General features: G+C 70.4%; 9 protein-coding genes and 1 pseudogene. 5 read left to right on the top strand and 5 right to left on the bottom strand.

Features of this window, described 5'->3' with window-relative positions; all coding sequences use genetic code 11:
* Positions 1 to 949, bottom strand: a 949-nt coding sequence (locus R6V09_RS32610) for an FGGY family carbohydrate kinase (RefSeq protein WP_317885060.1), incomplete at its 3' end; no start/stop codon positions are given.
* Positions 950 to 1,338: 389 nt separating this feature from the next.
* On the opposite strand from R6V09_RS32610, the gene R6V09_RS32605 reads away from it, so the two are divergent.
* Complete coding sequence (locus R6V09_RS32605; RefSeq protein ID WP_317885059.1) at positions 1,339 to 2,436, top strand: mechanosensitive ion channel family protein; 1,098 nt, start codon at positions 1,339 to 1,341, stop codon at positions 2,434 to 2,436.
* A gap of 36 nt (positions 2,437 to 2,472) precedes the next feature.
* Here the strand turns inward: R6V09_RS32605 and R6V09_RS32600 are convergent, their stop codons facing one another.
* The gene (locus R6V09_RS32600) at positions 2,473 to 4,044 is read right to left on the bottom strand and encodes a M1 family metallopeptidase (protein WP_317885058.1); all 1,572 of its coding nucleotides are present in this window, start codon (positions 4,042 to 4,044) and stop codon (positions 2,473 to 2,475) included.
* 210 nt (positions 4,045 to 4,254) lie between these two features.
* Here R6V09_RS32600 and R6V09_RS32595 point away from each other — a divergent pair, with 210 nt between their 5' ends.
* From R6V09_RS32595 to R6V09_RS32585, 3 genes are all read left to right on the top strand, one after another.
* Positions 4,255 to 6,474, top strand: a complete 2,220-nt coding sequence (locus tag R6V09_RS32595) for an NADP-dependent isocitrate dehydrogenase (RefSeq protein WP_317885057.1) — start codon at positions 4,255 to 4,257, stop codon at positions 6,472 to 6,474.
* A gap of 167 nt (positions 6,475 to 6,641) precedes the next feature.
* Positions 6,642 to 7,454 carry an N-formylglutamate amidohydrolase gene (locus R6V09_RS32590; protein WP_317885056.1) on the top strand — a complete coding sequence of 271 codons (813 nt, stop codon included), beginning with the start codon at positions 6,642 to 6,644 and terminating at the stop codon, positions 7,452 to 7,454.
* Positions 7,455 to 7,511: 57 nt separating this feature from the next.
* Positions 7,512 to 8,738, top strand: a complete 1,227-nt coding sequence (locus tag R6V09_RS32585) for a cytochrome P450 (protein WP_317885055.1) — start codon at positions 7,512 to 7,514, stop codon at positions 8,736 to 8,738.
* A gap of 306 nt (positions 8,739 to 9,044) precedes the next feature.
* Here the strand turns inward: R6V09_RS32585 and R6V09_RS32580 are convergent, their stop codons facing one another.
* Genes R6V09_RS32580 through R6V09_RS32570 form a run of 3 tightly spaced genes read right to left on the bottom strand, consistent with a single transcriptional unit; the run spans position 9,045 to position 11,664 of the window.
* The gene (locus tag R6V09_RS32580) at positions 9,045 to 9,596 is read right to left on the bottom strand and encodes a hypothetical protein (RefSeq protein ID WP_442810199.1); all 552 of its coding nucleotides are present in this window, start codon (positions 9,594 to 9,596) and stop codon (positions 9,045 to 9,047) included.
* Positions 9,593 to 10,231, bottom strand: coding sequence for an RNA polymerase sigma factor (locus R6V09_RS32575; protein ID WP_317885054.1), 639 nt, complete (start codon positions 10,229 to 10,231; stop codon positions 9,593 to 9,595). The genes R6V09_RS32580 and R6V09_RS32575 overlap by 4 nt, the downstream gene beginning before the upstream one ends.
* Positions 10,228 to 11,664 (bottom strand): S8/S53 family peptidase, encoded by a 1,437-nt coding sequence (locus R6V09_RS32570; RefSeq protein WP_317885053.1) that lies wholly within the window; start codon positions 11,662 to 11,664, stop codon positions 10,228 to 10,230. The genes R6V09_RS32575 and R6V09_RS32570 overlap by 4 nt, the downstream gene beginning before the upstream one ends.
* 109 nt (positions 11,665 to 11,773) lie before the next feature.
* On the opposite strand from R6V09_RS32570, the pseudogene R6V09_RS32565 reads away from it, so the two are divergent.
* Positions 11,774 to 12,067: pseudogene (locus R6V09_RS32565) on the top strand (CHAT domain-containing protein); the annotation flags it as partial.

Below are 12,067 nucleotides of genomic sequence, written 5' to 3'. Positions count from 1 at the left end.
GGACGGTGCCGCCGACGCGGTCGAGGTCGGCGGCGCCGGTGATGACGCCGAGGTCGGTGAGCCAGCGCACGGCGGACGCGGCCGTGTACACCTGCCCGTCGAGGCAGTAGCTGGTCCGCCCGTCCAGCCGCCAGGCCACGCAGCTCACCAGACCCGAGTCCCCGCGCCGGGGTGTGTCGCCGGTGTGCGCGAGCAGGAACGCCCCTGTGCCGTACGTGCACTTGGCGCCGCCGGGTGCGGTGATCCGCTGGGCGAGGAGGGCCGCCTGCTGGTCCACGACGAGTCCGGTGAGAGGGATCTCGGCGCCGAACGCGGTGGTCGTACCGATGGGTTGGGCGCAGTCGACGACACCCGGGAGTCGTTCGTCGACGAGTCCGTAGAGGTCGAGGGCGCGGGGCGACCAGGCGGCCTTGTCCAGGTCGAGGAGTTGGGTGCGGCCGGCGGTCGCCGCGTCGGTGACGTGGGTGCCGGTGAGGCGGTGCACCAGCCAGGAGTCGCTGGTGGTGACCATGCCCTCGCGGGTGAGGTGGCGGCGGATCCAGGCCATCTTGGGCGCGGCGAAGTACGGGTCGAGGGGCAGGCCGGTCAGTCGGCGTAACTCATCGGCGTGCTCGGCGAGTTCGGCACAGACGCTCTCTGCGCGGCGGTCCTGCCACACGAGCGCGTCGGTCAGCGGCATGCCGGTGTCGGGGTCCCAGGCGAGTACGGTCTCGCCCTGGTTGGCGAGGCCCAGCGCCGTCACGGGTTCGTCGGCCTCGGCGAGCGCGCGGCGCCCCGCGACGATCACCGACTCGTACAGTTCCTCGGGGTCGGCCTCGACCAGGCCGCCCGGCAGCCGGCGGGTCCCCACCGAGACGAACCCGGTGCCGATCACGCCGCGTTCGGGACAGATCACCAGAGCCTTCGTGCCGGATGTGCCCTGGTCGACGGCGAGTACCGGACCCGTCATACCACCCCTCCCGTAGATCACCGTCCAACAGCCTGCCGCCGCCCCGCACACCACGTCAAGCATTTCTGATCTTCAGTCAACTCGCAGATAGGTCTGCGGAGTTGGGGAGGACGGGGAAGCGGGGGGGGTGATGCGGAACGTACGCCTTACCGCGCTCGCCGGTGCTACGGGAGCCGTCCGAAACCCATGCTCACAGCCCCGCACCGGGTACGAACTCCCCGTCCGGATACGGCAGGATGAGCGGTCGCGCCGGTGTACGGGTCCGTCCCGGCCGGCGTGAGCGCAATACCGGCAATGCCCGCAATTCGAGCAGGTGGCAACGTGACGACACTTCACATCCGGCCGTCCGCGGCGCTCTTCGCCGCAGCTTCTCCCCCCGGAGGTGACCGATGAACCGCACGCCGACCCTGGACGACTTCATGCTCGCCGGAATCGCCCTGGCCTCGGGCCTGTTGGCGGCCTTTCTGCTGCGCGTACTGCTGCGCTGGCTCGGCAAGCACGCCGACCGCACCCGCTGGAGCGGCGACGACGTGATGGTCGACGCGCTGCGGACCGTGCTGCCGTGGTCGGCGATCGCCGGTGGCGCGGCTATCGCGGGCGCGGTCCTGCCGTTGACGCACACTGTTCAGCACCAGGTCAACCAGAGCCTCCAGGTGCTGATGATCCTCGCCGTGACGGTGGCGGCGGCCCGGGTGATCGCCGGTCTGGTGCGAGCGGTCACCAACTCCCGTTCCGGGGTTGCCGGTTCGGCCACGATCTTCGTCAACATCACCCGGATACTGGTCCTGGCCATCGGCTTCCTGGTGATGCTCCAGACACTCGGCATCTCGATAGCGCCGATGCTCACCGCCCTGGGCGTCGGCGGTCTCGCCGTCGCGCTCGCGCTTCAGGACACCCTCGCGAACCTCTTCGCGGGCATCCACATCCTCGCGTCGAAGACCGTACAGCCCGGCGACTACATCCGGCTGAGCAGCGGCGAGGAAGGATACGTCGAGGACATCAACTGGCGTCAGACGACGGTCAGGGCGCTCTCCAACAACCTCGTCGTGATACCGAACGGCCAGCTCGCCAAGACGAACATGACCAACTTCATGCGTCCCGAGCAGCAGTTGACGATCCTGGTCCAGGTGGGCGTCGGCTACGACAGCGACCTGGAGCATGTCGAGCGGGTGACCATGGAGGTCATCGCCGAGGTCATGACCGACATCACCGGCGCGATCCCCGAGCACGAACCGGCCATCCGCTTCCACACCTTCGGCGACTCCCGGATCGGCTTCACGGTGATCCTGGGTGTCGGCGAGTTCAGCGACCAGTTCCGCATCAAGCACGAGTTCATCAAGCGCCTGCACAAGCGGTACCGGCAGGAGGGCATCCGCATCCCGGCGCCGACGCGGACGGTGGCGCTCCAGCAGGGGTCGATCGCCATACCGCAGCAGCGGATCCCGGAGGACGAGCCGGGCGAAGTCCCCTCCACCCGGCTCGACTGACGAATCAAGTCCGACTCGACCGACCGGTCAACTCCCTCAGAGAGTCGCCGAGTTGTCGTGGTAGTGCCCGCCGGTCCGACCGTGCGGGACGGCGAGGGACGGGTTCACCGGTGTCACCGTCCAGTCCGGATGACCGGGCATGCGCGGCGTCGCCGTACCGTAGAGCCAGTCCCGGAGGAAGCCGGACAGGTCCTGGCCGGAGACCGTCGACGCGACGGCGATGTAGTCCTCCGTCGTCGCGGCGGAGTCGCGGTACCGGGCGAGGAACTCGCGCTCCACAGCGTGGAAGGTGTCCTCGCCTATCAACTCCCGCAAGGCGTACAGGACAAGGACGCCGCCCAGGTAGCGCTGGCTGTCGAACAGGTTGGCCGCGTTGGGTGCCGCCACCGGTCCGGAGTCGTGGCGCCACTGGTCGCCGCGGGCGTAGGTGTCCTTCATCCGGGCTTCCATCGTGGTGAGGCCGAGGGAGTCGGCCCAGCCGCGCTCGTAGCGGTACAGCAGCCCGTAGAAGTCGGCGTGGCCCTCGTTCAGCCACAGGTCGGCCCAGGTGGCGGGGCTGACGCTGTTGCCGAACCAGGAGTGGACCAGCTCGTGCATCATGTGCGAGCCGATCTTGCTCTCCACCTGGAGCAGGAAGTTCGGCTTGTACAGGGTGAGGGTCTGGGTCTCAAGTCCCGTGAAATCAAAGGCGGTCGGGCTGTCGGAATTGCAGGGCAGCAGTCCGTACGTCTCGAACGGGAACGCCCCCAGCCGCTGCTCCAGCCAGTCCACGAGTCCCGGTGTGAGCGCGAGCGCCGGTTCCAGGGCGGCGGCACGGGCGGTGGGCACGACGTCCCGCAGGGGCAGCCCGTGCGGGCCCGGCCGGTCCTTGACCACGTAGTCGCCGACCGTGATCTGCACCAGCTCGGTCGCCATCGGCGAGCGCGAGCGGTAGCTGAACGCGGTCCGGTCGCCGTCCAGCCGCTCGGTGCACACCAGTTGACCGTTCGCGACCCCGCGCAGCCCGTCCGGGACGGTGATCCGGAACGTGAAGTCGGCCTTGTCGCTGGGGTGGTCGTTGCAGGGGAAGACGGTGTGCGCCAGGTTCGGCTGGCCGCACACCGCGAAACCGTCGGGAGTGACGACCCAGCCGCCGGTGGGCGCGGCGGCGCGGCTCGGGTCGGCGGAGTACTCCACGCAGACGGTGACCCTGGCCTTCGCCGGGAGCGTCCTGGCGGGCGTGATCCGCAGTTTCTCGTCGGCCTGCTCGAAGTCGGCCCTACGGCCCTGGACGCGGACCTCGTGGATGTCGAGGCCGAGGGCGTCGAGGGAGAACCGGGTCAGGGCCTCGGTGGTGCGCAGTTCTATCGTGACCGTGCCGTCGACGAGCTTCGTCGTCGCGTCGTAGGCGAGGTCGAGGTCGTAGGAGCGGACGCGGTAGCCGTCGTTGCCGAGGCTCGGGTACACCGGGTCGCCGAGGGTCTCGGCACCCGCTTCGCCCTTCCCCCGCCCGGTCGCGGTGTCGTCGTTCCCCCGTCCGGCCGCGAAGGCCGGGGAACCCATGGTCAGTGCCGTGGCCGTGCCGATCAGCGCGGCCACCGGGGCCGTCACTCTGGTGCGATTTCTCATGATCCGCTTTCGCTCGGGCGGCCGGGTGGTCAGCTCCGGCCGTCGGTCAGTGAAGGTGATCCACCCCTTACTGACTGCCGGACCGGGCGGTCGGTTGCCCTTGATCGGCGCACTTGTGTTCGCGGAGTGCGGACGGACCGCTGTCGAGTGCGACCGCATCACGAGATATCTTGATGTCGAGCAATGTTGCAGACGTGGAGCGGAGCACCGGTGACTGACTCGACCATCATCTATACGCACACTGACGAGGCCCCGGCCCTGGCGACGTATTCCTTCCTGCCGGTGGTCCAGGCGTACGCCTCGCAGGCGGGTGTCGCCGTGACCACGCGGGACATCTCGCTGGCCGGGCGCATCATCGCCGTGTTCCCGGAGTACCTCACCGAGGACCAGCGGATCCCGGACGCCCTGCACGAACTGGGCGAACTGGCGAAGACGCCCGAGGCCAACATCATCAAGCTGCCGAACGTCTCGGCGTCCGTCCCGCAGCTCAAGGCCGCCGTGGCCGAGCTGCAGGAGCAGGGCTACGCGCTGCCGAACTACCCGGACGACCCGAAGACCGACGAGGAGCGGGACGTCCAGTCCCGCTACGACAAGATCAAGGGTTCCGCGGTCAACCCGGTCCTGCGTGAGGGCAACTCCGACCGGCGCGCCCCCGCCTCGGTCAAGAAGTACGCCAAGACCCACCCGCACCGCATGGGCGCCTGGTCGGCGGACTCCAAGACGAACGTCGCCACCATGGGCGAGAACGACTTCCGCTCCACCGAGAAGTCCGTGACGATCACCGAGGCCGGTGCGCTGCGCATCGAGCTGGTCGCCGAGGACGGCACCACCACCGTGCTGCGCGAGTCCGTACCCGTCCTGAAGGACGAGGTCGTCGACGCCTCCGTGCTGCACGTCGCCGAGCTGCGCGAGTTCCTCACCGCGCAGATCGCCCGTGCCAAGGCCGAGGACGTCCTGTTCTCCGTGCACCTCAAGGCCACGATGATGAAGGTCTCCGACCCGATCATCTTCGGCCACGTGGTCCGCGCCTTCTTCCCGAAGACCTTCGCGCAGTACGGCGCCACGCTCGCCACCGCCGGTCTCTCCCCGAACGACGGTCTCGGCGGCATCCTCAAGGGCCTGGCCGCGCTGCCCGAGGGCGACGCGATCAAGGCGTCCTTCGACGCGGAGATCGCCGAGGGCCCCGCGCTCGCGATGGTCGACTCCGACAAGGGCATCACCAACCTGCACGTGCCGTCCGACGTCATCGTCGACGCGTCGATGCCGGCCATGATCCGCACCTCCGGCCACATGTGGGGCCCGGACGGCGCGGAGGCGGACACTCTCGCGGTGCTCCCGGACTCCTCCTACTCCGGCGTCTACCAGGCCGTCCTCGACGACTGCCGTGCGCACGGCGCCTACGACCCGTCGACCATGGGCTCGGTGCCGAACGTCGGTCTGATGGCGCAGAAGGCCGAGGAGTACGGCTCCCACGACAAGACCTTCGAGGTCCAGGCCGCCGGTACGGTCCGCCTCGTCGACCAGGCCGGCAATGTCGTCCTGGAGCAGTCGGTCGCAAAGGGCGACATCTTCCGCGCCTGCCAGACCAAGGACGCCCCGATCAAGGACTGGGTGAAGCTGGCCGTCACCCGCGCCCGCGCCACCGGGAACCCGGCGGTGTTCTGGCTGGACGAGACCCGCGCGCACGACGCCCAGCTGATCAAGAAGATCGAGGCGTACCTGCCGGAGCACGACACCGAGGGTCTGGACATCCGTGTCCTCGCCCCGGTCGAGGCGACCAAGCTGTCGGTGGAGCGCATCCGCCGCGGCGAGGACACGATCTCCGTGACCGGCAACGTGCTGCGCGACTACCTGACCGACCTCTTCCCCATCCTGGAGCTGGGCACCAGCGCCAAGATGCTGTCGGTCGTCCCCCTGATGGCGGGCGGCGGCCTCTTCGAGACGGGCGCCGGCGGCTCCGCGCCGAAGCACGTGCAGCAGCTGGTCAAGGAGAACTACCTGCGCTGGGACTCGCTCGGTGAGTTCTTCGCGCTGGTCCCCTCCCTGGAGCAGTACGCCACGTTCACCGGCAACGCCCGCGCCAAGGTCCTCGCCGACACCCTCGACCGCGCCACGGCGACCTTCCTCAACGAGGACAAGTCGCCGACCCGTCGCGTCGGCGGCATCGACAACCGCGGCAGCCACTTCTTCCTCTCCCTGTACTGGGCGCAGGAGCTGGCCGCGCAGACCGAGGACGCGGACCTCGCGAAGGCCTTCGCCTCTCTCGCCGAGACCCTCGCGGGCGCCGAGCAGCAGATCATCGAGGAGCTGGGCGCGGTCCAGGGCAGCCCGGCCGACATCGGCGGCTACTACCAGCCCGACCCGGCCAAGGCCGCGAAGGTCATGCGCCCGTCGACGACGTGGAACGAGGCGCTGGCCTCCCTGAGCTGACGCAGGGAGCCCTCCAGGGCACTTGCGCTTGTCTCTTCTCCGCCCCGGCCGGGGTCTCCTCCGGTCGGGGCGGCTGCGTTCGCCCACGTACTCCCCCGGTCCGTGATCGTCGATGCCGATACCTTGATCCTGCACCACGCCACTGACAACGCCTCCGGGAGCCGCCCGTGTCCCCCTCCGCGCCGTCCGCCGGCCCCTCCTTCGAGCTGCTGCCCGGCGCCGCCGACTCGCCCGTGATCCTCCATGTGCCGCATTCCGCGCGGGAGATACCGGCCGACGTCCGCGCGGACATCCTGCTGGACGACGCGGCGCTGGCGCGCGAGCTGGACCACATCACCGACAGCCACACGGCCCTGATCGCCGAGGAGGCCGCACACGCGTGTGCCGTCACCCCGTGGCGGTTCGTGAACCGGCTGTCCCGGCTGGTCGTCGATCCGGAACGCTTCCCGGACGAACGCGAGGAGATGCTCGCCGTGGGCATGGGCGCGGTCTACACCCGCACCACGCACCGCGCCGAGCTGCGGCCCGCAGACCACGACCCCGAGCCGCTGATCGACCGCTACTTCCGCCCGTACGCCCGGGCCATGACGGAGGCCGTCGCCGACCGGCTGGCCGCGACCGGCCGGGCCGTCGTCATCGACCTGCACTCCTACCCGGCCGCCCCTCTCCCCTACGAACTGCACGGCACCGGCCCCCGGCCGCCCGTCTGCCTGGGCACGGACGCCTTCCACACCCCGCCCACGCTGCCGGCGGCGGCACGCGAGGCGTTCGCGGGATGCGGGGAGATCGGCGTCAACAGTCCCTTCATCGGCACCTACGTCCCGCTGGAGTTCTACGGCAAGGAGCCGGCCGTAGGCGCGCTGATGGTGGAGCTGCGCCGGGACACGTACATGACGGAGCCCGGTGGGCCGGCCACCGGCACCGGAGTCGCCCGGCTCGCCGCGGGGCTGGCGGCGCTCGTGGCCGCCGTGACGGGCTGACCTCCGGCTGGAGCACTACCGCAGGACAGGCGGGCGGGGGCGTACGAGGGTGGACGCATGACCGAGGAGACCACCACGCTGACCAGCCAGACCCCGCAGCCGCCCGTCCGGGACTGGCCCCCGATCGACCTGACCGGGACCGACTTCGACCCGGTCCTCGCGGAGCTGATGCGCGAGGGCCCGCTGAACCGGATCCGGCTGCCGCACGGTGAGGGCTGGGCGTGGCTGGCCACCCGCTACGACGACGTGAAGATGATCACCAATGATCCGCGGTTCGGCCGCGCGGAGGTGACGACCCGTCAAGTGACGCGTATGGCCCCGCACTTCAAGCCGCGCCCTGGGTCACTGGCGTTCGCCGACCAGCCGGACCACAACCGGCTGCGCAAGCCGGTCGCCGGCGCGATCACGGTCGGCGCGATGAAGCGGCTGCGGCCCCGGGCGCAGTCACTGCTCGACACGCTGGTCGACGGGGTGGTGGCGGACGGGCCTCCGGCGGACCTGATCGAGCGGGTCCTCGAACCGTTCCCGCTCGCGGTGGTCAGCGAGGTCATGGGCGTGCCCGAGGAGAACCGGGAGCAGGTGCACTCCTGGACCCGGCAGATCATCTCCACGTCCGGTGGTGCCGAGGCCGCCGACCGCGCCAAGAACGGCATGTACGCGTGGATCACGGACACCATCCGCGCCCGCGCCGACAGCGACGGCACCGATGTGTACTCGCTGCTGGGCGGTGCCGTGGCCCGCGGCGAGATCAGCGAGCCGGAGGCGGTGGGCCTCGCGGGTCCGTTGCAGATCGGCGGGGAGGCGGTCACCCACAACTGCGGTCAGATGCTGTATCTGATGCTCACCCGCCCCGAGCTGCTGGAGCGCCTGCGGGGTCAACCGGAGTGCCGGGAGGCCGCGTTGGACGAGCTCCTCCGCTTCATCCCGCACCGCGCCTCCGTCGGGCTGGCCCGGATCGCCCTGGAGGACGTCGAGTTGCACGGCCACCGGATCAGCGCGGGGGACCCGGTCTACGTCTCCTATCTCGCCGCCAACCGCGACCCGGCCGTCTTCCCGGACCCGGACCGCATCGACGTCGACCGTGATCCCAACCCGCATCTGGCCCTGGGCAACGGCCCGCACTACTGCACCGGTGCCGTGCTGGCCCGGCTGCAGACCGAACTCCTCGTCGACACCCTGCTGGACCGCTTGCCCGGGCTCCAACTGGCCGTGCCCGCCGAGGAGATCGTCTGGCGCCGGAAGACGATGATCCGGGGGCCGCAGACGCTGCCGGTGACCTGGTAGGGCGCCAGGGCCTGTCCGGCGGCCTGTCGCAGACGCGGGGCGTGGTGCGCACTCCCCCACTGCCTTAAAGGCGTGGGGGGACCCCCAGCCGCGTTGTCGTCGGTCGCCGACTCCCCCAGTCTCGGCTTCGCTCGACCGGGGGGACCCCCATCGCGTCGCCTCCCTCCTCCGCCTTGCAGCTGCACGCACCACGCCCCGCTCACCGGTGCTTATGAGTGACCGTTGCCCTCCTGCGACCTGATCCGCCGGACAGGCCCTGACGCGCGAGGAAGGGGTGTCCCGCTCCCCTTCCTCGCGCACCGGCGATCACGCCCGCAGCCACTCCGTGACGACCACCTCCCGGCCGGTCCGCAGCCGTAGCGCGAAGGGGCCAGCCGGGGGTACGTCGCTGGTGAAGCGGCCCATGGAGTCGGCCGTGAGGGTGGTGGGGCGCAGTGCCTGCGGGCCGTTCAGGACCTCGATGCCGGCCGGCTGGGGCGGCATCACCTGACCCAGCAGGCCGTCGCTGGTCACCTCCACGTCGACGCTGAGGTCGCCCGCCGTGAAGGTCAGCATGCGGGGTACGTCCGTGACTCCCCGGACCGGGATGGCGTCGACCAGGGAGTCGAAGGTCAGCTCCGCGAGTCGGGCGTCCATGTCGTACAACGCGTAGGCGTCCATGGCGACTTGGCGCAGTTCGGCGGGGACCGGGTCCAGGATGGCGACCGCCTGGCGCAGCTCCTCCTCCAGGAGGGCGTCGTCGAACTCCGAGCCGTCGTCGTCCTGTTCGCCCTGCTGGTCGTCGAACTCCTCGTCGTCGAAGGGGTCCTGGCCGAAGGCGTCGAACGCGCCGGGACCGTCGTCGTACATGCCGTTCACAGCGCCTCCCCGGCGTCCAGTCGGGCCCGCAGCCGGCGCAGACAGCGCTGGCGCATGGGTCCGATACTGCCCACGGCGATGCCCAGACCGGCGGACACCTCCTGATAGCTGGGTGGTGGCGAGGACATCAGGACGCGTAGTAACTGCCTGCACCGTTCGCCCAGTTCGGCGAACTCCTGCCACAGTCTGCGGATGCGCTCGGCCTCGGAGGCCGCCTCCTCCGAGTCGAGGACCGACTGCTCGGGGGTGCGCTCCTCGCTGGGGCGGTCGAGGAGTTGGGGATCGTCCGTGGGCATGAGCCGCCGTAGGCCCTTGATCACCTTCAGGCACTCGTTGCGCGCGGTGCTCGCCAGCCAGGAGCCCGCCTTGTCGGGTTCCCGGATCCGCCCCAGATGCTGGGCGAAGCGGAACCACACGGTCTGGTACACCTCGGCGGCGTCGGCGTCGGAGAGCCGATGGGCGCGCACCACTGACCAGACCAGTGGGCTGAGCCCCTCCACGAGCGCCTTCCAGGCCGCCGCGTCGCCGTCGACTGCCGACCGGACGAGCGCGCCGACTTCTGCACGGTCCACGGTGCCACCCCTCGTGTACGGCATGTCATCGTACGCCGTGGAGGGGATGGTTCCGGCCCTCATGCCGGAGCGGAGAGCGGTACGACGGGGACCGGGCGCCAGGTGGGCGGGCGCAGTGCCGGTACATGCGCCCCGCGCACTTCGGCGTACTCGGTGTTGGCCGCGAGGAGTTGGGTACGGGCGGCACGCGCGTCGCTCTCCTTGTTCGCGGTCATGTAGGCGGCGACCAGTCCTGCGGCGACGGGGGCGGCGAACGAGGTCCCGCTCCAGTGCGCGAATCCCTCGAACATCACCTGGTCGGGCTTGCCGGTCGAGTTGGCGCCCTGCTGGCTCAACACCCCGGTGTGGGTGGGGTATTGGCAGGTGCAGGAGTAGGTGAAGCCGAACCGGCAGGCGTCGTAGGTGCTGTGCTGGTAGGTGTACGGCGTGGGCGCGTCGAAGCCGGTGAGGGGGCCGATGAGCCGCTCGCCGGGGGCGTAGGCCTTGACCCAGGCGCCGTGGTTGCTGAAGCAGGCGCCGTACTCGCCGTCGCCGCGCAGTGCGCCGACCGACAGCACGACGTCCCGGTAGTCGGGCAGGTCGGCGTAGGCGGCGGGCCAGAAGGGGGTGGCGCTGGCGTTGTTGCCGGCCGCCGCGACGAGCAGGGTGCGCTGTGCGCGCAGGGCCTGCATGAAGCCCTCGACGCCGAGGAGTCCGTCGGTGCGGCCGTTGGTGGTGCCGGCGGAGAGGCTGATGACGTCGGGCCAGCCGTTCTGGTCGACGGCGGCGAACAGCGCCTCGCCGAAGTCCGATTCGAGGATGGCGCCCGCGTCGTTGAGGGTGTTGCGGACGGTCACCTCGGTGTTGGGCGAGACGGCCGCGACGAGCCCGGCGATGAACGTGCCGTGCCCTACGTACTGTCGGAGCACTCCCGCCGCGTCGGTCTCCTTGATCTGGGGGTCGCCCTGGACGTGTGCCAGCAGCGGGTAGGAGCGGTAGTCGTGCATGAGTCCGGTGTCGATGACGAGGACGTCCACGGCGGTGTCCGGGTCGTAACCGGCTTCCGCGGGCGCGGGGTTGGCGCCCTGGGTGAGCGGGGCGGGCACGGGTTCGTCGCCGGGACAGGCGTTCACGGCGATCGACACGATGTGGTTGCGGCTGACGAGCCGCCGTCCTGCGCGTCCTTCCGGCTCGCGCAGGGCGCGCAGCGCGTTCGCTACGGCGCGGTCGCCGCGCCGGTCGCCGTGGTCGGGGTCGCCGACCTGGATGCGGGTGATCCCGGACCGGTTGGTCTCGGGCCCGGCCCGGCGGACGGAGTCGGCGGTGAGGCCGGTGGCCTCGGTGAAGTGGGTGCGTACGGTTTCCTCGACGAGGCGGGCCTCCTCGCCGTCGCGGGCGAGCACGACGCCCTTCTCGTAGAAGAACTCGGCGGAGTCGTCCGGCCCCATCGCGAGGGGGATGTCGGGCATCGAGCGCTGGATCTGGTCGAACTGCTCGTGGAATCGCTGTGGTGCCATGGCGTGTCCTCCCACTGGGGCGGCGGTCGTCAATCAGAGCCCGCGAGCCGGTACTTGATACAGCGCCAAACCCGTGTGGTGTGCACCGGGGACCACTACCATCCGAGGAGTGACAGCGGAAGGCGACCCGGTTCTCGAACTGCTGCCGATGGTGTTCGCGGCCCCGAGCGAGGCACTGGCCGGTGCCCGGGAGGTCCTCGACGCCGATCCGACGCCGTTCCAGGCCTCCGTGGCCCACCATGTGATCGGTATCTGGCAGCGGGACTTCGGCGATCTCCGGCTCGCTCTGAAGCATCTGCGGCGCGCCCGCGACCTGGCGGCGCGCGCGGAGTCGGCGGACCGGGAGGCGGACGTCCTCGGCACGCTCGGGGTGGCGCTGGTGCACGCGGGCCGCACCCGGCAG

The organism is Streptomyces sp. W16, assembly GCF_033194735.1.
Classification (GTDB): domain Bacteria; phylum Actinomycetota; class Actinomycetes; order Streptomycetales; family Streptomycetaceae; genus Streptomyces.
Note: the sequence above shows the minus strand (reverse complement) of the source record. Positions and strands in the feature narration are given on the sequence as shown.